Genomic DNA, 22,345 nt, shown 5'->3' with positions numbered 1-22,345 from the left:
ATCCCCCTAAATCCCCCTTCTCAAGGGGGACTTTAATACGGGTTCCCCCCTTTGGAAGGGGGGTAAAGGGGGACTTTAATTCCGGTTCCCCCCTTTGGAAGGGGGGTTAGGGGGGATCAGATTTTAGAGAATTGATAAGCTAATCGTCATTTAATTTGCATCACCGCGTCTCCCCGTCACCGCGTCACCGCGTCTTTGGGGCAATCTGCATTATGCAACTTGAAGGCATATCAGCTTATAAGCGATCGCAACGTTCGTCAGGAAGTCGGGATAGGTGCGTACTGACGGCGAGTTGCGATCGCAAACAACAACACTGAAAAAGTCAGCGCCCCCGCCAAATACAGGGGATAACTATAGGTAATCGGATTGGTTTGATTGACAATAATTCCAGCAATAATCGGGCCAAAAGCGTTAGAAACATTCAGATAGGAAGCATTCAAACCCATTACAGTTCCTTGAGCTTCTGGTTTAGCATTAAGGGAAATTAGCGTAGAAACCATCGGTTGTACCAAGGCATTAAATAAGGCAAAAACACTGCTCACGATCGCAAAGTAAACGATGTTTGGAACGGCTGGCATCAATAGAAACGATAAGCTGCGAACGGATAAACCCAAAAATAAAATATTCACTAAACTGATCCGGTCGGTTAATAGAGCAATACCTTTGACCTGCATCGCAACGGATAGGGTTCCAAATGTGATAAATAAAAGCGTCAGCGAGGTGCTGTTCTGACCGAGTACTTGGATATAATACGGCTGAAAGGCGAAGGTAAAAATTGTAAAAGTAGTGCCGATGAGGAAGTTAATAATTAACATAATTCCCACTTTTGGCATTACCAATCCAGTAATCAAATTACCTAAACCGAGGTCGAATATATTCCTGGCTTTATCGGCTTTTGTGCGTAAAGTTTCGGGAAGGTTGGTAATAGTGGCGAGCAAGGCGATGGATGCGATCGCGCTCGATACCAAAAAACCTGTTCCCAAGGAAAACTGCTGCGCTAATAAACTCACAGCTGGCCCTACCACAAATCCTAACCCAAAAGTTACTGCACCAAACATTCCAAACGCTCTGGCACGCCCTTCAGGTGGAGTAATATCTGAAATAATCGCCTGAGCAACGGAAATATTTCCACCCGTTATACCATCAAGAAAGCGGGCAAAAAATAACATGCTAGCGTGGCTAGCGGTTCCGGCGAGGAAATTAGCAATAACAGTTCCAGTTAAACTGATAATTAGCAGCGGCTTGCGTCCAAAGCGATCGGAAAGCTTGCCAATCACTGGCGTAGCAAAAAACTGAGAACCTGCATAGGTAGCAAATAAGAGACTTGTTTGGAAATCGTTCAATCCAAACTGCCGACCATACAAGTAAAGAATCGGGATGAGAATCGTAAACGAGAGCGAATTCGCAAAGGCGATGAAAAGGGTAATCCAGAAAGTCCGGCTCATAACTTGGTCAGCAGATTGGTTAAATAACAGACTAAAAAACCCGGTTTATTTGAGTTACCAGGAATAAAAACCGGGTTTTTGAAATCAGTTTACAGCATTTCTGACTTGCGTCGTTTCTTTTCAAAATACTGTTGGTGATATTCCTCGGCTAAATAGAACTCGTTGGCGGGTTTAATTTCTGTGACAATATCCTTATCATATTTTCCTGATTTTTGCAAGGTTTGCTTCGATTTTCTAGCAGCCGCCTCTTGCTCCAAATTGTGGTAAAAGATAACAGAGCGATATTGTTCGCCTCGGTCTGGCCCTTGTCGATTTAATTGCGTCGGGTCGTGAGAACTCCAAAAGACTGCTAAAAGTTGTTCATAACTGACTAAAGTAGGGTCATATTCCACTTGCACCGACTCGGCATGACCAGTTACCCTAGCACATACATCTAAATAGCATGGATGAGGCCAATGTCCGCCTGTATAGCCAACGCAAGTCGAAATTACGCCTTTGACTTTCCGAAAGGTGTCTTCCACACCCCAAAAACAACCCGCAGCAAAGGTAGCTTTTTCCATATTGCCCTGTGTTTTTCCTGAATACAAATTGTATGGCTGTGACAAAAAGAATGCAATATTAGTTATGTATGCAGCGATCGCATCCACAAAATTTCATTCCCTACTCGCACCTTTCGGTGTTAATCCAGTTATTAGCCAGGAAATATTTACTGACATAGCCTCCGCTTATTCCAGCGCTGACAGACATTATCACAACTTGACGCATATTTTACAAGTTTTGCAGATAATTGACGAGATGCGCCCGCAGGCCGAAAACCCTGCCGCACTCGAATTTGCTGCCTGGTTTCACGATATTATCTACGACCCGAAAGCCAAGGATAATGAAGAAAAAAGTGCTGAATATGCAACTAATATCCTAAAAATCATAAAAATTCCATTTTCAACTAGAGAGAAAGTTACTAAAATAATATTAGCAAGTCAAACCCATCAAGCAACAGACAATGATATTGATACTCATATATTCTTGGATGCAGACTTATCTATATTAGGGGCATCTTCGTCCGAGTATCATATTTATAATCAGGGGATTAGAAAAGAATATTCCTGGCTGTCCGAGGTAGAGTATCGATTGGGCAGAATACAGGTATTGCAGAAATTTATACAACGCGAAAGAATATATTTCACCGCTCAAATATTTGACACCAGAGAAATCAAGGCTCGACAGAATATCCAAACGGAAATAGAATCTTTATCAGCAGTAAACATTAAGAAAATGTAATAGTGATACAGCAAACCGAAGCGATCGCGCAAACCCTAGAACCCATTATCGGCAATTCTGGCATCTCAAAGCTAGACACCGATTGGCAAGAAAAGATTACCACAGCAGTCACCCCGGAAACTCAACCCGACTGCATCGCCTATCCCGACGCACAGGAAGAACTCGGACAAGTAGTCGCCTGTGCTTACCGCAAGCGCTGGCAGATTTTACCCACAGGAAACGGTAGCAAACTAGGTTGGGGGGGTGTCGCCAAGAATATCGATCTCGTTGTCAGTACCACGGGACTAAACCGACTGGTAGAACACGCCGTGGGCGACTTAACCGTTACCGCAGAAGCGGGGATGAAATTCGGCGACCTTCAGGCAATTTTAGCCAAAGAAGGACAATTTCTCGCCCTTGACCCCGCTTATCCCCAACATGCGACCCTTGGCGGCATCGTTGCGACGGCGGATGCTGGTTCTTTGCGTCAGCGATATGGCGGGGTGCGAGATATGCTTTTAGGAATTTCTTTTGTGCGGTTTGATGGTGAAATTGCTAAAGCGGGGGGACGAGTTGTAAAAAATGTTGCCGGATACGATTTGATGAAGTTATTTACCGGATCTTATGGCACTTTGGGAATTATTTCTCAAGTCACGTTTCGGGTTTATCCTATACCTGATGCATCGCAGACGGTGGTGTTAATGGGTACGGCAGATAATATTGCACAGGCAGCTAAAACTTTACTCGCTTCTGCTTTAACAACCACTGCAATTGATCTGCTATCAACTGGGTTAGTGACTCGCTTGGGAATGGGTGAGGGAATGGCGTTGGTGACTCGGTTTCAAAGTGTAGAGGCGAGTGTTAAAGAACAGTCTGCCCGAATTTTGGAACTGGGTCAACATCTGGGGTTGAAAGGTAGTACCTATGGGGGAAATGATGAGTCTAATCTATGGCAGAAGTTAGGAGAACAAATGCAGGGATCTGCTACAAATGGCAGAATTACTTGCAAAATAGGAGTGTTACCAACAGCTGCGATCGCAACTCTGACCCTAGTAGATAGTCTTGCCTCTGGGGATGCGATCGCATTCATTCACGCGGGTAGTGGGTTGGGAGTGTTGCGCTTGGATAACCCTGATGGGGAGGTGCTGGGTCGGATGCGATCGCATTGTCAATCCCACAGCGGTTTCCTCACCGTCTTGGAAGCGCCTGTTGCTTTTAAGCAGGAAATTGATGTCTGGGGTTACAGTGGCAATGCTTTGGATTTAATGCGGAAAATTAAGCAGCAATTCGATCCGGAAGGGATTTTTAGTCCTCATCGTTTTGTGGGTGGGATTTAGAGAGATTGAACCGCGATACACGCGCAGCGGGTTCCCGCAGGGTAGACGCAAAGGACGCGAAGAAAGAGGAAGAAAGAGACTATGCAAATTTCAGAGAATGAGGTTAAGGTTACTGGGGATAAGAATTTGAGTGGGTTTGATGGGGATCGTCCGCCAGATCCTAAGTTGATTGATACTTGCGTTCATTGTGGATTTTGTCTTGCGACTTGTCCTAGTTATCGGGTGATTGGGAAGGAAATGGATTCGCCTAGAGGGCGGATTTATTTGATGGATGCAATTAATGAAGGGGAGGCGGCGCTTGGGGAAGGAACGGCACCACATTTTGATAGTTGTTTGGGGTGTTTGGCTTGTGTTACAACTTGTCCTTCTGGGGTGCAGTACGATAAGTTAATTGCGGCGACTCGTCCCCAAGTTGAACGGAATTATCCCCGCAGTTTACCGGAGAAGTTTTATCGGAAACTCATCTTTTCTTTGTTTCCCTATCCGAATCGCTTGCGCGTTTTGTTAGCTCCAATGTTAATTTATCAAAAGTTGGGGTTGTCTAAGTTAGTTCGGGCAACTGGATTAGTTAAGAAAATATCTCCCCAGTTGGCAGCAATGGAATCGATTCTGCCAACCATTCCCCTCGATGCTTTTTATGAACCTTTGCCGGAAGTTATCCCGGCAGAAGGGAAGAAACGCTATCGAGTTGGGGTAATTTTAGGGTGCGTGCAGCGGCTGTTTTTTTCTAAGGTTAATAATGCTACGGTGCGGGTTTTAACGGCGAATGGTTGCGAAGTTGTCGTGCCAAAAATGCAAGGTTGTTGTGCTGCTTTGCCGGAACACCAAGGACAAAAAGCACAAGCTCAAGCTTTAGCTAGGCAGATGATTGATAGTTTTGAAGCTACGGGGGTTGATTACGTAATCATCAATGCGGCGGGGTGCGGTCATACTTTGAAAGAATACGGTCACATCTTAGAAGATGACCCAGATTATCGGGAAAAAGCTAAAGCATTCGCGGCGAAAGTTAAAGATGCTCAAGAATTTTTAGCCCTAGTGGGATTAACGGCTAAGTTATCGCCTTTATCAGATAAACCCCTGACAATGGTTTATCAAGATGCTTGTCACTTATTACACGGACAAAAGATTAGCGTGCAACCGCGTCAATTGTTACGACAAATTCCGGGAGTGACGTTGAGGGAACCGATTGATGCGGCTTTATGTTGTGGGAGTGCAGGGGTTTATAACATGCTGCAACCGGAAGTTGCGGAAGAATTGGGACAGCAGAAAGTCGAGAATTTGTTGAATACTGGGGCAGAATTAATTGCCTCTGCAAATCCAGGTTGTACGTTGCAAATTACCAAGCATTTGGAATTGCAAGGTAGGCAAGTTCCGATTATGCACCCGATGGAATTGTTGGATTATTCAATGCGGGGGATAAAGCTTCAGTAGTTTTATCGTAGGGTGCGTTAGCGGTAGCGTAACGCACCATCTCACTTATGTCTACCTGCTTATTATTTTGGCTCTGGGCTAGCAAGTTGTTGATTTGTTTTACGAATCATCTGTAGCGTTTCACCTTTAAGTTTGATATTAGCATTTTGCGATAACCACTCAGAGAGAGATAAAGCAATTGTATCAATCGGCATCGGGCGCGAAGGAAAACCTAGTTTTAGACGTTGGCGCAAGACTTTTATAGTATCCCAATTGCATTTAACTGTGGGAGATATTTTTGGTTGGTTAAAGCTAGGAGGAAGTTAGGGAAATTGGCTGCGAGCGCACCCAATCGTTAAAATTTTAGACAAAATTAGATCGTAAGTATCAATCGCTGAAATTATAAGGTATGACTGAAACAATTTCCAAAATCGACCTACCCCCTCCATTTCCCGATCACACGCAACTACCAGAGTCGGATGGAACTTTTGTGAAAAATTTCCAAGAACATCCTCAATGCATCATTCTGACTGATTCGATTGCGCCAGTGTTGCAACGTCTGCATCCCGATGGACAGTATTGCATCGGTCAGGACTGCGGTATTTATTGGCGAGAAACCGATCCCCCGGAAAAAGGCGCGGAAGCACCGGATTGGTTTTATGTCCCTGGAGTACCACCTAGATTAGAAGGTCAAATTCGTCGTTCTTATGTGTTTTGGCGCGAATACACGCCCCCGTTAATTGCGATTGAATTAGCGAGTGGAAATGGTGATGAGGAACGAGATGCTACGCCTTTGACTCCCGCTTTGGTTAATGCCGGGGGTAGACCGGGTAAATTTTGGGTCTATCAGCAAATTATTCGCATTCCCTACTACGCAATCTATGAAATTAAAAATGACAAGTTAGAGGTTTATCATTTGGTCGATTTTACTTACCATAAACTCCAACCAAATGAACGAGGTCACTATCCAATTCCACTGCTAGACGTGGAAATAGGACTTTGGCGAGGAACATTTTTGAACAATCCCGAACAGCTTTGGTTACGTTGGTGGGATCTAGAAGGAAATTTGTTGCTCACAGGTCAAGAAGAAGCTGCACTACAACGACAACGCGCTGAACAAGAACAACAACGTGCCGAACAAGAACGACAACGCGCCGAACAAGCTGAGCGAAAAGCAGCACAATTAGCAGAACGCCTGCGAGCAATGGGGATTGACCCAGAGGCAGAATAGTGATGAAGCGATATGCCAAAGGCACGCACTCGCGTTCGCATCCCTTCCCCCCAAAAAATGCGTTCGCGCTTTCGGTTGGGAGGCATATCGCACTCAAGATTAAAACAAAAAAACCACTCTCTTGTGGGGTGGGCATCTTGCCCGCCCCTGTTCAATTTTTTTGCCTTCTATCTACTCCTTAGTAACAAGCTTTTGTTTACGCAAGGACGCAGCAGCAAAACCACCCAGCGCCAGCAAACCCAGCACCGAAGAGGGTTCGGGAACCGATGTGGAAGGTTCCTCCACAGTTTCGACGAAAGCATCATCTACTGCTACAAAGGTATTGGTATCGGTGGTGTTCTGGAAGTTGATGTTGAGTAAGGCAGTTTGTCCTGCCAGATCGGCAACATCGAGAACGCTTTCTAACAAGATCCAATCAGTTTGATAAAGTTGCAGATCGGAGTTATAGGAAAAACTATTAATCAGCGCATTTGGATCGAAACCCGCAGTCTGAAATCGGTTGGCAGAAGCAACCCCAAGCGTAATCTGAGTTTGGTCAAAGTTGCCAGCAGGATACCCGGTGAACAAACGGACATAAGCACCGAATTTGAGTTGATTGGCAGCAGGAACAATCAAATTCTGTATGATGCTGCCATTATCTGCCGAAATTACTGCACCAAAGTTGCCAGAACGGAGGAATAGTGAGTCGGAAACCCTGTAAACTCCCCCATTGATTTCCCAAACAGTGGGGTCTTCAACTTCAAAACCGGGGTCGTCGAGCAAATTAACCGCACTGACCGATGGGGATAGCCCCAAAATGGTGGCGATCGCGGCTATTGAAGCAAAAGCTGTGAGTTTTTTCATGATAAATCCTGCAAAAATCAACTCAGATCTTGCACCAATAGACGCAGCGGTTCCTATCGCCCACCCACAATTTCCTCTAGGATGGGCATTTTGCCTCGTCCATTTAAGCGCAAGATCTGTGATGTATCGTCAAGTCATATACGTACTTTTACGTAGAAAAAATTAGCTTGCTTTTACGTCAATTACCGGAGAGCGTTTTTGTATATTTGAAGGCGAAGATACCCTACATTGGGTGTCGCCTTATCCAAAACTAAGCTGCTGGGCACCTAATTTGAGAGCCAAATTTTACCTTTTTCTGGTGGGGTGGGCATCTTGCCCGCCTCTTTATTCGATTTAAATCCGTAGCAGCTTATTAAGAGCGCTAGCGCTCTTAATAGCTCAATAATCCTACAGCAAAATTTTCACACGAAAACCTGGCTCTTGTTTCAGTGTTTACGTAAGCTTCATCAAAAATTTACAATTGCACGGCGAACCGCTCCCTGGGTTAAAGCGGCTAAATCCTTTACTCGTTAAGCCTTTCATCGATTTTAAGGCCAAACGAACTATATAAAGAATTTGTAAAGCTCTCTTGCCCTCCTTGTCTTCCAAGTCGCTTTGATCGCCAACAGTTTGTGACCGCACCCGCCAGGGGGAGAGGTTAACCCGCTTGACTCACCAAACTTTTTGCACTCGCTTGGCGCTGTCCCTTCATTACCATTCCCACGCCGCCAGCAGGTGCGATCGTTACGCCTCGACGCACAGGTTTGACGGGACGATTTTCTGCAAGTTCTAGTTGATACCGCGACATAATTGTTGCCAGTACCAACTTCATTTCAAACAGCGCCAACGCCATCCCCAGACAGCGACGATTTCCGCCACCAAAGGGGAAAAACTCATAAGGGGAATATTGTCTTTCTAAGAAACGTTCTGGTTTAAACTGCTTCGGTTGGGGATATAAATCATCCCGATGGTGAGTCAAATAAATACAGGGTGATAGCACCGTTCCCGGCTGAAATTCATAGCCCATTATCTTTATGGGTTCTTTAGCAATCCGAGCGAATGTAAACAAACCAACCGGGTAAATTCGCAGTGTTTCAGAACAAACTGCGTTGAGATAAGGCAGTTTAGCAATAACGCTCGGATCGGTATTTTCATCCAGAGTATCTAATTCTTGCAGCAGCTTTTTCTTGACTTCTGGTAAATAGTGAACCCAATACAATGCCCATGCCAAAGCCGTCGCTGTCGTTTCGTGTCCGGCAAAGATCGTTGTCATTAATTCATCGCGTAATTCTTCATCGGTCATTGGTTCGCCTGCTTCATCGCGAGCCGATAACATTAAGCTTAAAATATCTTCCCTAGAGGAGTCATTTTCAGCTTTTCGTTCGCGAATCAGGGCGTCAAGCAGTTCGTTAATTTGCTTTTTTTGTGCCACAAAGCGTCCCCAGGGAGTCCACTTACCTAAATCTTGTTGCAGTGCTGGTAAAAAAATAAAGCTGGCACTCAAAGGATATCTAAAAATATCAAATAGCGAACCAATCAGTTGCTTGAGTTGTGCAAAACGCTCGCCTTCATCAACGCCAAAAACGGCGCGTAAAATAACTCGCAGGGAAATTTCTTGCATCGCCCGACGGGCTAAGAAATGTTCGTCTATCGTCTTTTGGCTGATTACTTGATCGGCTATATCACAGATTAGATTACCGTAAGCCCGCATTCGTTCTCCGTGGAATGGGGGTAGTAACAGCCGTCGCTGACGTTGGTGATAATCTCCGTCATGCAAAATCATAGAATATTCCCCTAATAGGGGGAGCAACATTTTGTTACCTTTACCCGAATCAAACTGTTTTGAATCGGCGGTAAAAATTTCAGAGATAGCCTGTGGGTTGCTTACTACTACAACGTTTTGGAAGCCAATAAACTTGCTGGCAAAGATGTCGCCGTATTGGCGAGCATTTGCTTCTAAAGATTCGAGGGGGCGAACAATTGCTTGGAGAGTGTTGAGCAATTTCGGTGTTTTTGGCCCATCAGGTCGTTGCATAATGTTTTTTTTCATGCATTATCTAACCAAGGTAGCAGAAAGAGGGCTTACATGCATCCGAATGTCAAGAAATCTGTCTTCAGGGGAGTAGGAGGAGGAGGGCAAGCTTAGTAAAGTCAAAGGAAAAAGACGAATCGCTATGGATATATACATTCTTGACCTGCTGGTTATCGGCTTGCTGTTGCTCATCGTTACGTTAGGTTCTGGCTGGATTGCCCGATTACCGCTATCTTTTGCCCTCATTTATCTGCTGGTTGGTATTTTCTTGGGGCCTTATGGGGTGAAATTGATCCAATTGCGCCCCGACGCCCAGTTTCTGGAGCGAGTGACGGAATTTGTAGTGCTGATCTCTTTATTCAGTTGCGGTTTAAAAATGAATCGCAATCTGTATTTAGGTGCTTGGCGTTCTACGGTACGGCTGATTGGATTTTTGATGCCAATTTCAATTTTTGGTATCGCTGCTGTGGGCCATTGGCTGTTAAGAATGGATTGGGGAACAGCTATTTTATTGGGCGCTATTCTCGCCCCTACAGACCCGGTTTTGGCTTCGGAAGTTCAGATATCCCATGTAGAAGATAGGGATGAGTTGCGCTTTGGTTTAACGTCGGAAGGTGGGTTAAATGATGCCCTGGCGTTTCCGTTTGTTTATTTTGGGATTTACTCGCTCAAAGATAGCAACTGGGATAACTGGTTTAAACAATGGGTTGCGGTTGATTTAATTTGGGCTATCGCCGCAGGTTTGGTGATGGGAATTGTGGTAGCAAAGGCGGTTGTTTGGATTGACAAGCGAATGCAAAAAATTGAAACTGTCGATGAGTTAATGGAGGATTTTGTTGCCCTCAGTATTATTTTGTTAACTTATTCCTTAACCGAAATTGTCAACGGCTATGGTTTCTTGGCGGTTTTTGTCGCTGGAATTGTGGCGCAGCGCAGTTATCGCGACCCAGAAAAGAGGCATTCTCAGCTTGAATTTATCGAGCAACTGGAAAAACTTCTGGAAGTTGGGACAATTTTACTATTAGGATCGATCCTGCGATGGCCTGCAATTGTTGCTCACGCGGGTGAAGCACTTTTAGTCGCTATGTTGTTAATTTTTGTCATCCGCCCGGTGGGTGCTTGGATTAGTACAATTGGCGCGAGATTGCGTCCGGTTACGCGCTGGTTATATGGTTGGTTTGGCATTCGCGGTGTGGGTTCTATCTATTATCTTTGCTATGCATTTGGCAATGGGTTAAAAGACCAATTGGGCGAACAAATTGCTTGGATTACCTACATCACGATTGTGATTTCGGTGGTTATACACGGGATTAGTTCTACTCCGATCGTGAATTGGTATGAAAAGCTGATCGAGAGGGAGAAAAGTAAATTAGTTGAACCTGATGTCGTGGCTAAATAATTCAGCATCAAGGTGGGGCGGGTTTATAGCGGATTGTGACTTGATAGAATACACTTGATTTTTCATAAGTTAATAGCCCGTGTAGACGGGCTGAGTTTGTATAGCGGCAGCATTAATGCTGCCGCTATACAAACTCAGCCCCAAGGGCTGTATTCCACCAAGTCACAAACTGCTATATTTAGGCAGGACTTACGCAGCCATACTATATATGTGGTATTGCTGGTGCCGTACTCTCGTCTAACGCACCCTACATTTAGAGTTTCTGCGTCAACCCCTACAGGAATCGAAATATATAATTACCAGTTGTAGGGACACGGCTTTAGAAAGTTTTATCGCCAGCGCAAAGTTTTTCGGATGCCGTGTCGCTACTAATGATTCAGATGCTCGATTTCCCTATCTTTATCCCTCTCGCTTTCCATTGTTGAGCCAGTTCTTTAACTCAGCTTCGGTTTGAGGGGAAAGTTCTACTGGTAAGCTGCTACGAAAGTGCAAATCTCGCTGGGGAAAAGGGATTTTAATGTTGCGATCGCGCAAAATCCCATCAATCCGAAAATACAAGTCGCTCTTAATCTGCGGATGTCGGCGCGGATCGGCGATCCAAACTAGCAATTCAAACTCTAAACTACTTTCACCATATCCGATAAAAAATACGCGGGGTGCGGGTTGCGATACCACATGGGGATAATCTTTTGCCGCATCAATCAACGCCTCCCTTACCTGACTCAAATCCTCACCAAAAGCAACGGGTACGGGTAATCTAATCCGCGATACGTAGTTGCCGTGATTCCAGTTGACAAACTCTTTTTCTAAGAAGCGGGAATTTGGTACAATCATGGCAACTTCATCGAGGGTGCGAATTTGCGTACTGCGAAGGCCGATCCGCTCGACTGTTCCCATATATTCGCCTACATTAACAAAGTCTCCGACTTCGATGTGACGCTCAAAAATAATCGCTAAACCGCTGACGAATTCTTTGGCTATTCCTTGCAAGCCTAAACCAATCCCTACCCCCAAAACACCCGCAAAAATATTCAAGGAACTTAAATCTAATCCCCATAGTTGCAGCAGCAATAAAGTTCCAATAAAAATTAGCGTGTAGCAAGCAATGAGGGCGATGGTTTCTTGAGCGCCTCGACTGATGCCGGTGAAAAGTAAAATGCGCGATCGCAGCAGCTTTGTAGCCGCTCTAGAAACAATCAGGAGTCCGGCAAATAGTCCCAGTAAAATCAGGAGTTGAATCACCGAGTAAGACTTGTTCCCCAAGGGAATAATCGGCTCAACAAAACTGAAAAATAAAACATCGATTATTCTGCGACTCCAGAGCCGCGTTTGGGCAAATTGGTGGCTGATGTAGATGACAGTAATAAGCCACAAAAAGAGGCGCACAACTGCAAGACTTAAGGGCAAAAACGATTCAAGTAGCTGTTGCGCGTTTGTTTGGCGCAAGTGAATCAACCTCGGTAACCAATTACGCCAGATCCAGCCATTCGCCCAACTAAGAGCGATCGCTCCCACCACGCAAAAAGCGGAAAGCAAAATTGCCTTGCGGATATATTCGGGACGCCTTTGTTCTTGTGCTAACTTAATCGCAAATTCAATGCGCGAGATCCACTGTTGCGCTTGTTCTTCCCGCGTCATCCCTTCTGGGGCGTCTTTGCGCGTAACTGTCAGCAAGTTAACCCCGTTTACCTGTATGACGGGTAACTCGTTAATTTCCACCACCCGCACCGTCACCGGCTCGCCGGATTGTACCGCCCGATTTAAGATTTCATTAGCATAATCGGCGCGCGGCTGGGCGTCAAAACCTTCCAGACGGCTGACTCTAAACAGCACTCTTCCATCGACGGTAATCGCAGCGCTAGAATTTGCTTGCGCCCAAACCGGCATTAGACTCGCATTGCAAGTCAAAATGAAGCTAAGGATAAAGATCCAGATGGTTTGAGTTCTATGTGACCGAAGTAGTTTCAAACAACTCATAACATCTGAATTAGACAATAGTCCCCACTGGGCAGTCACCTATCGGTGGTTAGAACTGACAACTAACAAATCTACAAGGGAGCAATTGCAGCTATGACATACGATTATGACCTTTTTGTGATAGGTGCCGGTTCTGGGGGGCTAGCAGCTTCCAAACGGGCGGCGTCTTATGGTGCTAAGGTAGCGATCGCTGAACAAGATCTCGTCGGCGGTACCTGCGTCATCCGAGGTTGCGTACCCAAAAAATTATTGGTTTATGCCTCGAAATTCTCCCATCTTTTTCACGATGCGGTCGGCTATGGTTGGAGTGAAGTGCAAAGCCATTTAAACTGGGAACATTTGCAAACCTCGGTAGATAAGGAAGTCCACCGTTTAAGTCAGCTACATATCAGTTTTCTAGAAAAAGCTGGCGTCGAACTCTTCCCCCATCGAGCCACGTTAGTCGATCCTCATACTGTCGAAGTTGATGGACGTAAAATCACCGCCGATAAAATTTTAATTGCCGTCGGAGGTGAAGCCGTCAAACCAAATTTACCGGGGATGGAATATGCCCTCACTTCCCGCGAAATGTTTCTGTTAAAACAACAACCGAAACGTCTCGCAGTTTTGGGTGCAGGTTATATCGCCGTCGAATTTGCTGGAATTATGCACGGACTGGGAACCCAGGTAACGCAATTGATTCGCGGCGATCTATTCTTAAAAGGGTTTGATGAAGATGTCCGCATCGGCATTTTCGATGGCATGAAACACCGGGGAATTAACATTGTCTGCAATATGACCCTTAAAGGCATTGAGAAAACCCCAGAAGGTTTGATGCTGAAATATTCTGAAATTGGCAAAGATACCGAGTCTACATTAACAGTAGATGCGGTTTTAATTGCCATCGGTCGCGCCCCTCTTTTAGGCGGATTGGGTTTAGAAAATGCGGGGGTTGAGACGGTCAATTGCGAAGATGAAGATATGCCACGGGTCCACGGATACAGCGTTAACTGCGCGATTAAAGTTGACGAATACAGTCGCACGAGTCAACCAAATATCTTCGCCGTGGGAGATTGCACAAATCGGATTAATTTAACTCCGGTTGCGATTGGGGAAGGTCGCGCATTTGCCGATACTGAATTTGGCAATAACTCGCGAATTTTCAGTCACCAAGATGTGCCGACGGCGGTGTTTTCCCAACCAGAAGCTGCTACCGTAGGGATGACGGAAAGGGAAGCAAAACAAAAATTCGGCGAAGACGACGTGCAAATTTATCGCGCCCGTTTTCGTCCGATGTTTCACAGTTTAACGGGGTCTGATGAGAAAGTGATGGTCAAGTTAGTTATTGACAAAAATACCGACCGGGTGTTGGGCGCGCACATGGTGGGTGATAATGCAGCGGAGATTATTCAAGGGATAGCGATTGCTGTCAAAATGGGCGCAACTAAAAAAGACTTCGATGCCACGGTGGGAATTCATCCTTCCACAGCAGAAGAGTTTGTAACCTTGCGATAAATTGACTCTTGATGCACCTTCCCGCCAGGGAATAAATTCCAAGGGCTTTTAGCTCAAGTCCTCTCAAGAGGACTGAAGATTTTCTTCCAGGTTTTTAGTCGGTTTTAACCGACTTTAGCTAAAAGCCTTTGAAATTTATTTCCGGGCGGGATGACAGGGAAGTCAAAGGTTTACAAATGCGAGTAATGATAATGTTTTATCCGCTCCTTCCTGACTCATGCAAAATACGACAAGGAGAACTGGAAAAATGACGACTGGTTTGAAAATACCTAGTAACTACTACATCGAGTTAATTACCAATTTTCCCCCGCGTCCAATTACAAATGAAGCTGAGCTAATTGCTACCCAGAACCAGATTAATTTTATTTTAGATAAAGGCAAGCTCACACAAGATGACCGCGACTATCTAAAGGTACTTGGTATTCTTGTTTATGATTACGAACAACAACACGAACCGATGCCTAGTCTTAAGGGGGTAGAACTACTCAAAGCTTTGCTAGAGGAAGCGAATCTTCAACCAAAAGATTTAGTACCCATGTGGGAAAGTGAATCTATTGTGTTAGAAATTATCAATGGAGAACGTCAAATTACTGATGAGGAAATCGGGAAATTAGCGGAGTTTTTTCAGATTTCGCCGACCAGGTTTTAGCTGCGATCTCTTAAGGTAAATTAACCCAAAAAATGCCCCCAGTTTGAAACCTGGGGCTATACAAACCAAGTCCGCCTACGCGGACTTTTTTAACCCGTGCAGGCGGGTTTTATTTGTATACCCGTAAATTTACTTGTTGGTTGAGTATTTAATAGCATTATTTCACATTGCGTAATTTTTAGGATTTTAGGAGCGATGGCGCTGTGTCATCATACTGGGGTCAATAACCGCCGCATTTGGAAATCAGAAATACAATGACTTCTCCAGCACTATATACACAAACAAAGTGCAATATTAATGGCAAAGAAAAGTATCAGAGCAGTGGGAGAGCGATCGCATATCCCCCAACTGCTACAAAATATACGGAATAATTGCTTAGATCAATTTTGCTTGGGACGAACTTCAAAAGTTAATTGAGATCCATAGAAACAAACATCAAACTCAGAAAAAAAATTTACCCGTCCCAGAAGTAATGGAACTTCATTAGACTGTGACCAAGCAAAAACCAAATTAACCGGATTAAATTCACCAACTTTAGCCGATACAAGCAACCCACGCGCCGGAAATTGAGCCAGATTACCAGTTAAGATAACAGATGTTGTTTGCTGCTCCCAAATAGCACCCAATTGCAGCCCAACTTCATAGGGCAAAACGCTAACACTCGCCCCTGTATCCAACAATCCAGACACCTCTAAAGAACGATTCTGATAGGTCAAAGTTATCGGTAGGTACGGTACGCGGATTGTTGCGCCGACTTCGTTGCGTCTTTCAACAAAAGGAAATCTTTGTGCATTAAGCATTATTAGGATTCTGAGTTTTCTGATGTTCTTCCAACATTTTTTCTAGTACCTGGGCAGCTTCAAAAGCGTCATAAGGAGACCAAACTTCATAATTTCCTCCATTTTTTAGCTGCTTAAGAGTTTCTTCTTCAGCAATTTCAGAGGATAAAAAATCTATAACCCGCTGCTTATCTTCGCGGGATAGTTCTTTCAGGATTGGCAGTAATTCCGTCAAAACCATAAAATTATGTGGGTATTTAATGACAGTACTCTATGCAACTATATTACCACAATAATTACAAATGCGCGTGGCACAGATGAACCATGCCACACACAAATTATCAACTACTCAAAGCGCGTAAAAATCGCTGCAAACTCTTGAAAACTCCGGGTTTCTTAGGTGGCGGTGCGTCGCCTGTGCTAGTATTCGTATCGCTGGTAGTTGGCGAAGTTGCTTGGAATAAAATGCGATCTAATTCCTCGCCAGCGGGTCTTTTATCCGCTTCGGCAATAAGTTTATAATCGTCGCCAACTTCTAACCAAACTTGCCAAGGAGAGGGGTAGCAGCGATATACGGCAGCGCCTTCTAATGGGCGGATATAGTAACAAGATTGCAGGGTTTTGATGAACCGTTCTCGCAATTGCCTTGCTGCATATCCAATCCCCACAATTGCCGCATCTTCTAAGCGGGGAAGCAACATCACCACGGGGCGTCCTTCGGCGGCGTTGCACAGCTTTTCCACTTCGCCTACTTCTACCGCACTCGGTTCGATTAGCAAGAATACCTCATCTTCCGGTGCCAATTTCTCGGCGATGGGGGTTCTACCAGTGCCGATGTCGTCGATTTTAAACGATTCAGGTTTCCAATCGCGGCGCGCGAGGGCAGCAGCACCTGTATCGGGAAAGAATACTTTGAGTTGCATTCCCTCGAAAGTTGGCAGGAATTGTTCTGCTATCGGCATCGCTTTGAGTTCGGGAAATACCAATTCAACGCACAAACGGGTGTATCCATCAGCAAGTGCCGCTTTCGTCGCTTCGCGCGATTGCGCGATCGCATCTTCTAGGGTTTTAGGTAATTCAGCCATTGTTTTGTTATCTGTCTACATTAATAAGGGTAATGGGTAATGGCGTTTCCAGGCAGAACCGTGGTCACGAGGGTAATCGGTAAATTTTTGCAATTTTAACCAACCTACATTACAACTTTCAATTTGACGGCAAGTTGTCTGGATCGACACCTAGCGATCGCAAGTACGCCGCCATCTGTTCTGCCCTTTGTCTTTCTTGTTCTAATAACAACTCAACCTCTTTTACCCGTTGTGCCAATTCCACCGAAGTCAAAAATCTCTCTCCATCGGGACGATAAATTACTAACTCGCCCCCACTCGTATCAAACCGAATTCCTAGTCTAGGACTACCCCAATTATTCAACTGCCAAAGTTTAGCTAAATGTCCATTTTGTCGCTGCCATCCATCCAGTTCAAAGTTTTCTGTATCGTATAAATAATACTCTTCCACCCCGTAGGTATCGTAAAACTCTAACTTGCGTTCCATCTCCACAGCATCGTTGCTAGGAGACAGGATTTCAAACACAACTTGGGGTGGGATATTCTCTTCTTGCCATTGTTTATAGGAACCTCGTTTTCCTTTTGGTCTACCGAATACTACCATCACATCGGGCGCTACCGGGGAAACTAACTGAGAACGGACAGGATACCAAAGCAAATCCCCGGCGATGAAAGCATTAGGAACGCTAGCAAAGAGAATCTCCAAGTTCTCTTTAATAATGACAATCCAACGATACTGTTCTGTGTTATCTGCCATTAATTTACCATCCCTATTGGGATAGCGGCGATCGGAAATATCTGTAGAGTAAAAAGTAGTCATCGCAATTTTACCCAGCTTTTTAGATTAAATTTTAGATAAGGCAGGTTCTGGCATCAATCTTGCCAAAACTTGCTTTAATACCATCGCCGTCCAGTCAATATCTGCTGCTTCTGTATGGCGTCCCAAAGTTATCCGAATTCCGCCTTTTGCCACGTTGGAATTGTATCCCATTGCTAGCAAAATCGGACTGGGATTGAGTTTCCCACTGTTGCAAGCAGCACCCGCACTAATACCAATTCCCGCTAAGTTCATCTGACGCACAATCGTTCTGCCGCTGAGTTGTTCCCCATCCGCGTCTTGCAAGCAAAAACTCACGTGATGGGGTAAGCGGTGCAAGCGGTGTCCCGTGGGGATTAATCTGGGTGTATCGGCGAGGAGATCGAAGAAGCGATCGCGCAACGCTATCAACCTCAATGTCTCCGTTGTTACAATATCCGCCGCCAGTTCCGCCGCGACACCAAAACCGACGATATTCGGCACCGCTTGCGTCCCCGAACGCGAGCGCATTTCTTGTCCCCCACCACCCAGCAACGGCACCAATTCCACCCCTGGACGCACGTACAGCGCCCCCGACCCTTGCGGGCCGTAGATTTTATGACTCGAAAGCGAAAGCAAATCCACGGGTAACTGTTGCACGTCGATGGGCAACCGTCCCGCTACTTGCACTGCGTCGGTATGAAATAACACCGATCTGCTACGTGCAATCTCTGAAAGCGCTTCAATCGGTTGCAGCGTTCCAACTTCGCTTTGACCAAAAATAATCGAAACTAGAACCGTATTCGGTTGCAAGGCATTTTCTAAATCGCAAGGATTGACCCGTCCCCAATTATCCACAGGTAATCGCGTCACTTGCCATCCCCATTTTTCCAGCAAGCGGGCGGGTTCGGATACGGCGGAATGCTCGACGCTGGAGATAATTATATGTTGGGGTTGGCTGTAACATCGCGCCACGCCCATTATTGCCAGATTATCCGCTTCCGTCCCGCCAGAGGTGAATATAATCGACTCGGCGGGGGCGTTAATTAACCCAGCAACTTGCATTCTCGCTTGTTCCAACAAGGTTGCAGCCCGCCCTCCCCACTCATGTAAGCTGGAAGGATTGCCCCACTGTTGGGTCAGGACATCGTGCATTGCTGCGATCGCTTCTTCACGCGTTGGTGTTGTCGCGCTATAGTCCAAGTAAATTTGCATCGGTTTTGAGGGGCTAGGGACTAGGGATTTTCCTCTTCTATCTTCCCTCTTACTTGTCTCTGTGATAGTACACCATGGTATATATTACAATTATGCTATAAATATAATACTAGAAAACAGATGTACGGGGTAGCGATCGCGTAGAGGCACAATGAACAAACAGCAGCAGTCACCTGAAAATACACCGCATCAGGCATTAGTGCAACAGCTAGATTTAATGATTCGGGCGCGTTATCCGCTGCTGTACGTTGTGACGGCGGAAGAAGACCCGGTTGAGGAAGTATTGTATCAGGTTGCCGAACAGCAGGAGCAGCGCAAATTATTATTTTGGGATATTGTACGCGGGTGGGATGATAACGGTGCCGATAAAGGATCGGTGATGGCGGCGTTGGGGAGAATAGCTAAAGCCGCTGGGCAAGATTCTACTATTTTTGTGCTGCGGGATTTACATCCTTATTTAAGAATGCATTATCCTTACAGCGATAAGCATTCTCCGATTGTCCGGGAGTTGCGGAATTTGATGGTGGGGTTGAAGACTTCGCGTCAAACTTTAATCCTCACTTCGCACGTTTTAGAATTACCCGCCGAATTGCGAGAAGAAACGACGGTAATTGATTTCCCCTTACCAGATGTGCGGGAAATTGATTACTTAATAAACCTGTTGGTAGTTCCCAGCAAACTCAAAGTTAGCGGGTTAGCCAAAGAACAGTTAATTAAAGCATGTCAGGGATTAAGTCGCGCCAGAATTAGTCGAGTTTTGGCGAAAGCTTTGGCGGCGAAGCAACAAGTAGACGATAGGGATATTGCCCTGATCTTGGAAGAGAAAAAGCAAGCGATTCGCCAAACCGAAATCTTAGAGTTTTTCACCACCAAAGAATCCCTCAAAACAGTGGGTGGATTGGACAATCTCAAACAGTGGGTGCGGATGCGGCAAGAGGCATTTACCGAAGAAGCGAGAAAGTACGGAATTCCTAACCCTAAAGGCGTGTTACTTGTGGGAATTCAAGGCACGGGGAAATCGCTTTCGGCTAAAACAATTGCCCACGAATGGAGGTTGCCTTTATTGCGCTTAGATACCGGGCGATTATTTGGCGGAATTGTCGGGGAAAGCGAAAGCCGCGTGCGCCAGTTAATTCAAATTTGCGAAGCGACAGCACCCTGTGTCTTGTGGATCGATGAAATTGATAAAGCCTTCGGAAATATCACCGCCGGATATGATGGAGATTCGGGAACTTCTCGCCGAGTTTTTGGTAGTTTGATTACCTGGATGCAGGAGAAGAATAGCCCGGTATTTATTGTTGCGACGGCGAACAACGTGCGAATATTGCCAGCGGAGTTGTTAAGAAAGGGGAGATTTGATGAAATATTCTTTTTAAATCTGCCTACAGAAGCAGAACGGCAAGATATATTTAAAGTACACTTGCAGCGCTTGCGCCCCAGTCGTTTGCGGGAATTTGAATTAGGATTGTTAGCCAGAAATGCCAAAGAATTCAGCGGGGCTGAAATTGAACAGGTAATAATCGATGCCATGTATCGGGCGTTTGGGAATAATAGGCAAGATTTCAGCACCGTGGATATTTTACGGGCAATAGAAGAGACAGTGCCATTGGCTGCGATCGCGCGTCACCAAATCCAAGAATTGAAACAATGGGCAGCCGAAGCAGGCGCGCGAACAGCATCTAAAGATACCCACCTAGCGGAGGAATTAAAACAATACACAATTCAAAAAGGAATCGGGCCATTAGAAGTAGATTAAACTCACATCTTCCACCTGTTGTTTACAGCCAAAAGCCTAAAGGCTGTGGCTACACAAACAAAGTCCGCCTGCGCGGACTGGGAAAATTAACAGTTACAAAAGCCTGCGTAGGCAGGCTTCGCTTGTGTAGCCCCAGCCTTCAGGCTGTGGGCGATCGGCAAGATACCAATTGAACCAATAGTGGCAAAGGAGAATTAAAATTATGTCTCACTTTACGGCAATCAAAACCCAAATCCGCGATCTAAATGCCCTGGTAAAAGCCCTAGAAGATATCGGCTTCAAAGATAAACTTGAAATCCACGAAACAGCCCAAGGACTTTACGGCTTTCAAGACGACTTGCGCCCAGAAACCGCAGAAGTAATTATCCGCCGCAAATACCTGGGTGCAGCAAGTAACGACATCGGCTTTAAAAAGCAAGAAGATGACACCTATGAAGCAGTGATATCTTCCTACGATCGCGCCTACAATTATGGACAGCAATGGGTGAACGAATTAACCCAACGCTACGGCTATCACACGCTGATGGCAACAGCACCCGCCCAAGGGTTTACCATTGAAGAAGAAGAAACTTTAGCAGATGGTACGATTCGGGTAGTTGTAGGACGTTGGGTGTAGTTTAACTCAAACCTTGAACCAACCGCTTACCCGCCAGAGATAAATTCTCTGGCTAATAGCTAAAGTCCTCTTAAGAGGACTGGTAAATTATTTCAGTCCATTTTAATGGACTTACGCTAAAAGCCTTTGAAATTGATTTCCGGGCGGGTTGGTGGAAAGGTGCAAGATCTGAATTAAGAAACCCGGTTTTTCCAAAAAACCGGGTTTCTGAAACAAATTAAGGAGAGAATTCCATGTCGCATTTCACCACAATTAAAGTCCAAATCAAAAACGGCGAAATCTTGCACCAAGTCTTAAAAGAATTGGGGCATAAAGTCGAGTGCAATACCTTCGTGCGCGGATATCAAGGCGATACCACTGAGGCAGAATATGTCATTCGTCAGACAAATGGTTACGACTTGGGCTTTCGCCGCCGAGGTGAAAACTATGAAATCGTCGCAGATTTTTGGGGCGCGAGAATTAATCAGCAAGAATTTATTAATTCAATTTCCCAAAAGTATGCTCACAAAACATTGATGGCGACGGTACAAGAACAGGGGTTTAACGTCGAAGACGAAGAAATCCTAGAAGATGGAACCGTGCGCGTAGTTGTAGGGCGTTGGGTGTAAAGAATTGCAGATTTTAGATTTCAAATTTAAGAAATTTTTGCATTAAATTTGAAATCTAAAATCGGAAATTTTCAATTGCAGCTAGGGCTGTCAATTAAAGGAGACTAAACTTATTAATATATCGTTGGCAAAATATCCGAACTCAAACACACGCGAAGTCCGTCACTACTGCTTCTGGGATCATCCGAATTCATCCTTATCGGCCAGCACTCCCTCTCCCTCTGTTGCGTGTAGGCACTGCGGCAACTCTCCGCCGTACTGTTCCACGAACCTCCACAAATGATAATGCATTGAGTGTCATGATAATGATAGACGATGAAACTGTCACTAGACCAGTTAGAGTCGATAGGAGCGTTACCACTCTTACCTCTCCTTCAAAACCGGACGTGAGACTTTCACCTCATCCGGCTCCTCAATAATTCCACCCTTGTCATGGGTGCGATTCAAAACAGGTTATC

At 45.2% G+C, this 22,345-nt stretch carries 21 protein-coding genes; 10 read left to right on the top strand and 11 right to left on the bottom strand.

Features of this window, described 5'->3' with window-relative positions:
* Positions 1-257: 257 nt before the first annotated feature.
* Positions 258-1,445, bottom strand: coding sequence for an MFS transporter (locus tag MiSe_RS01840; protein WP_226573589.1), 1,188 nt, complete (start codon positions 1,443-1,445; stop codon positions 258-260).
* 89 nt (positions 1,446-1,534) lie between these two features.
* A complete protein-coding gene (gene msrA, locus MiSe_RS01835; RefSeq protein WP_226573586.1) occupies positions 1,535-2,005 on the bottom strand; it encodes a peptide-methionine (S)-S-oxide reductase MsrA in 471 nt (156 codons plus the stop codon).
* A gap of 64 nt (positions 2,006-2,069) precedes the next feature.
* On the opposite strand from msrA, the gene MiSe_RS01830 reads away from it, so the two are divergent.
* The 3 genes from MiSe_RS01830 to MiSe_RS01820 all read left to right on the top strand — a co-directional run bounded on the left by MiSe_RS01830 (position 2,070) and on the right by MiSe_RS01820 (position 5,470).
* The gene (locus tag MiSe_RS01830) at positions 2,070-2,723 is read left to right on the top strand and encodes an HD domain-containing protein (protein WP_226573583.1); all 654 of its coding nucleotides are present in this window, start codon (positions 2,070-2,072) and stop codon (positions 2,721-2,723) included.
* A 2-nt stretch (positions 2,724-2,725) separates the two neighbouring features.
* Positions 2,726-4,039: an FAD-binding oxidoreductase gene (locus MiSe_RS01825; protein WP_226573579.1), complete on the top strand. Its 1,314-nt coding sequence runs from the start codon at positions 2,726-2,728 to the stop codon at positions 4,037-4,039.
* Between the two features lie 81 nt (positions 4,040-4,120).
* On the top strand, positions 4,121-5,470 hold the full coding sequence (locus MiSe_RS01820; RefSeq protein WP_226573577.1) for a (Fe-S)-binding protein: 1,350 nt from the start codon (positions 4,121-4,123) through the stop codon (positions 5,468-5,470).
* 62 nt (positions 5,471-5,532) lie between these two features.
* On the opposite strand, the gene MiSe_RS50740 is transcribed toward MiSe_RS01820, so the two are convergent.
* Positions 5,533-5,664, bottom strand: a complete 132-nt coding sequence (locus tag MiSe_RS50740; protein ID WP_264196277.1) for a hypothetical protein — start codon at positions 5,662-5,664, stop codon at positions 5,533-5,535.
* Between the two features lie 194 nt (positions 5,665-5,858).
* Here MiSe_RS50740 and MiSe_RS01815 point away from each other — a divergent pair, with 194 nt between their 5' ends.
* On the top strand, positions 5,859-6,680 hold the full coding sequence (locus MiSe_RS01815; protein ID WP_226573574.1) for a Uma2 family endonuclease: 822 nt from the start codon (positions 5,859-5,861) through the stop codon (positions 6,678-6,680).
* Between the two features lie 171 nt (positions 6,681-6,851).
* Here the strand turns inward: MiSe_RS01815 and MiSe_RS01810 are convergent, their stop codons facing one another.
* Entirely contained in the window at positions 6,852-7,523 is a 672-nt protein-coding gene (locus MiSe_RS01810) for a PEP-CTERM sorting domain-containing protein (protein WP_226573573.1), read from the bottom strand.
* 637 nt (positions 7,524-8,160) lie between these two features.
* Positions 8,161-9,537: a cytochrome P450 gene (locus MiSe_RS01805; protein WP_226573966.1), complete on the bottom strand. Its 1,377-nt coding sequence runs from the start codon at positions 9,535-9,537 to the stop codon at positions 8,161-8,163.
* Positions 9,538-9,676: 139 nt separating this feature from the next.
* Between MiSe_RS01805 and MiSe_RS01800 the strand changes: the two genes are divergently transcribed.
* Entirely contained in the window at positions 9,677-10,933 is a 1,257-nt protein-coding gene (locus MiSe_RS01800) for a cation:proton antiporter (protein WP_226573570.1), read from the top strand.
* 399 nt (positions 10,934-11,332) lie between these two features.
* Here MiSe_RS01800 and MiSe_RS01795 read toward each other — a convergent pair whose 3' ends face one another.
* Positions 11,333-12,820: a mechanosensitive ion channel family protein gene (locus MiSe_RS01795; RefSeq protein ID WP_226573567.1), complete on the bottom strand. Its 1,488-nt coding sequence runs from the start codon at positions 12,818-12,820 to the stop codon at positions 11,333-11,335.
* A gap of 183 nt (positions 12,821-13,003) precedes the next feature.
* On the opposite strand from MiSe_RS01795, the gene gor reads away from it, so the two are divergent.
* A complete protein-coding gene (gene gor / locus MiSe_RS01790; protein ID WP_226573553.1) occupies positions 13,004-14,404 on the top strand; it encodes a glutathione-disulfide reductase in 1,401 nt (466 codons plus the stop codon).
* A 247-nt stretch (positions 14,405-14,651) separates the two neighbouring features.
* Positions 14,652-15,053 carry a helix-turn-helix domain-containing protein gene (locus tag MiSe_RS01785; protein WP_226573549.1) on the top strand — a complete coding sequence of 134 codons (402 nt, stop codon included), beginning with the start codon at positions 14,652-14,654 and terminating at the stop codon, positions 15,051-15,053.
* A gap of 380 nt (positions 15,054-15,433) precedes the next feature.
* Here the strand turns inward: MiSe_RS01785 and MiSe_RS01780 are convergent, their stop codons facing one another.
* From MiSe_RS01780 to MiSe_RS01760, 5 genes are all read right to left on the bottom strand, one after another.
* Positions 15,434-15,853, bottom strand: a complete 420-nt coding sequence (locus tag MiSe_RS01780; protein WP_226573547.1) for an aspartyl protease family protein — start codon at positions 15,851-15,853, stop codon at positions 15,434-15,436.
* Entirely contained in the window at positions 15,846-16,073 is a 228-nt protein-coding gene (locus MiSe_RS01775) for a hypothetical protein (RefSeq protein ID WP_226573544.1), read from the bottom strand. The genes MiSe_RS01780 and MiSe_RS01775 overlap by 8 nt, the downstream gene beginning before the upstream one ends.
* 100 nt (positions 16,074-16,173) lie before the next feature.
* Positions 16,174-16,917, bottom strand: a complete 744-nt coding sequence (locus tag MiSe_RS01770; RefSeq protein WP_226573541.1) for a DUF1995 family protein — start codon at positions 16,915-16,917, stop codon at positions 16,174-16,176.
* A gap of 118 nt (positions 16,918-17,035) precedes the next feature.
* Positions 17,036-17,716, bottom strand: a complete 681-nt coding sequence (locus MiSe_RS01765) for a Uma2 family endonuclease (protein ID WP_226573538.1) — start codon at positions 17,714-17,716, stop codon at positions 17,036-17,038.
* Positions 17,717-17,740: 24 nt separating this feature from the next.
* On the bottom strand, positions 17,741-18,907 hold the full coding sequence (locus MiSe_RS01760; protein WP_226573535.1) for a cysteine desulfurase family protein: 1,167 nt from the start codon (positions 18,905-18,907) through the stop codon (positions 17,741-17,743).
* 151 nt (positions 18,908-19,058) lie between these two features.
* Here MiSe_RS01760 and MiSe_RS01755 point away from each other — a divergent pair, with 151 nt between their 5' ends.
* From MiSe_RS01755 to MiSe_RS01745, 3 genes are all read left to right on the top strand, one after another.
* Positions 19,059-20,663, top strand: a complete 1,605-nt coding sequence (locus MiSe_RS01755; protein ID WP_226573513.1) for a Ycf46 family AAA ATPase — start codon at positions 19,059-19,061, stop codon at positions 20,661-20,663.
* A gap of 202 nt (positions 20,664-20,865) precedes the next feature.
* Positions 20,866-21,279, top strand: a complete 414-nt coding sequence (locus tag MiSe_RS01750; RefSeq protein ID WP_226573511.1) for a DUF1257 domain-containing protein — start codon at positions 20,866-20,868, stop codon at positions 21,277-21,279.
* 233 nt (positions 21,280-21,512) lie between these two features.
* Positions 21,513-21,887 carry a DUF1257 domain-containing protein gene (locus MiSe_RS01745; RefSeq protein ID WP_226573508.1) on the top strand — a complete coding sequence of 125 codons (375 nt, stop codon included), beginning with the start codon at positions 21,513-21,515 and terminating at the stop codon, positions 21,885-21,887.
* Positions 21,888-22,345 lie beyond the last annotated feature (458 nt).

This window comes from Microseira wollei NIES-4236, assembly GCF_020521235.1.
GTDB classification, from domain to species: domain Bacteria; phylum Cyanobacteriota; class Cyanobacteriia; order Cyanobacteriales; family Aerosakkonemataceae; genus Microseira; species Microseira wollei.
The sequence above is the reverse complement of the archived record's forward strand: the minus strand, read 5'-3'. Positions and strand labels throughout refer to the sequence as shown.

What these genes read in the sequence shown, in the direction of transcription:
- MiSe_RS01840 (WP_226573589.1), bottom strand. Translation starts at nt 1,445, where the DNA reads ATGAGCCGGACTTTCTGGATTACCCTTTTCATCGCCTTTGCGAATTCG.
- msrA (WP_226573586.1), bottom strand. Translation starts at nt 2,005, where the DNA reads ATGGAAAAAGCTACCTTTGCTGCGGGTTGTTTTTGGGGTGTGGAAGAC.
- MiSe_RS01830 (WP_226573583.1), top strand. Translation starts at nt 2,070, where the DNA reads ATGTATGCAGCGATCGCATCCACAAAATTTCATTCCCTACTCGCACCT.
- MiSe_RS01820 (WP_226573577.1), top strand. Translation starts at nt 4,121, where the DNA reads ATGCAAATTTCAGAGAATGAGGTTAAGGTTACTGGGGATAAGAATTTG.
- MiSe_RS50740 (WP_264196277.1), bottom strand. Translation starts at nt 5,664, where the DNA reads ATGCCGATTGATACAATTGCTTTATCTCTCTCTGAGTGGTTATCGCAA.
- MiSe_RS01815 (WP_226573574.1), top strand. Translation starts at nt 5,859, where the DNA reads ATGACTGAAACAATTTCCAAAATCGACCTACCCCCTCCATTTCCCGAT.
- MiSe_RS01810 (WP_226573573.1), bottom strand. Translation starts at nt 7,523, where the DNA reads ATGAAAAAACTCACAGCTTTTGCTTCAATAGCCGCGATCGCCACCATT.
- MiSe_RS01805 (WP_226573966.1), bottom strand. Translation starts at nt 9,537, where the DNA reads ATGCAACGACCTGATGGGCCAAAAACACCGAAATTGCTCAACACTCTC.
- MiSe_RS01800 (WP_226573570.1), top strand. Translation starts at nt 9,677, where the DNA reads ATGGATATATACATTCTTGACCTGCTGGTTATCGGCTTGCTGTTGCTC.
- MiSe_RS01795 (WP_226573567.1), bottom strand. Translation starts at nt 12,820, where the DNA reads ATGCCGGTTTGGGCGCAAGCAAATTCTAGCGCTGCGATTACCGTCGAT.
- gor (WP_226573553.1), top strand. Translation starts at nt 13,004, where the DNA reads ATGACATACGATTATGACCTTTTTGTGATAGGTGCCGGTTCTGGGGGG.
- MiSe_RS01785 (WP_226573549.1), top strand. Translation starts at nt 14,652, where the DNA reads ATGACGACTGGTTTGAAAATACCTAGTAACTACTACATCGAGTTAATT.
- MiSe_RS01780 (WP_226573547.1), bottom strand. Translation starts at nt 15,853, where the DNA reads ATGCTTAATGCACAAAGATTTCCTTTTGTTGAAAGACGCAACGAAGTC.
- MiSe_RS01775 (WP_226573544.1), bottom strand. Translation starts at nt 16,073, where the DNA reads ATGGTTTTGACGGAATTACTGCCAATCCTGAAAGAACTATCCCGCGAA.
- MiSe_RS01770 (WP_226573541.1), bottom strand. Translation starts at nt 16,917, where the DNA reads ATGGCTGAATTACCTAAAACCCTAGAAGATGCGATCGCGCAATCGCGC.
- MiSe_RS01765 (WP_226573538.1), bottom strand. Translation starts at nt 17,716, where the DNA reads ATGACTACTTTTTACTCTACAGATATTTCCGATCGCCGCTATCCCAAT.
- MiSe_RS01760 (WP_226573535.1), bottom strand. Translation starts at nt 18,907, where the DNA reads ATGCAAATTTACTTGGACTATAGCGCGACAACACCAACGCGTGAAGAA.
- MiSe_RS01755 (WP_226573513.1), top strand. Translation starts at nt 19,059, where the DNA reads ATGAACAAACAGCAGCAGTCACCTGAAAATACACCGCATCAGGCATTA.
- MiSe_RS01750 (WP_226573511.1), top strand. Translation starts at nt 20,866, where the DNA reads ATGTCTCACTTTACGGCAATCAAAACCCAAATCCGCGATCTAAATGCC.
- MiSe_RS01745 (WP_226573508.1), top strand. Translation starts at nt 21,513, where the DNA reads ATGTCGCATTTCACCACAATTAAAGTCCAAATCAAAAACGGCGAAATC.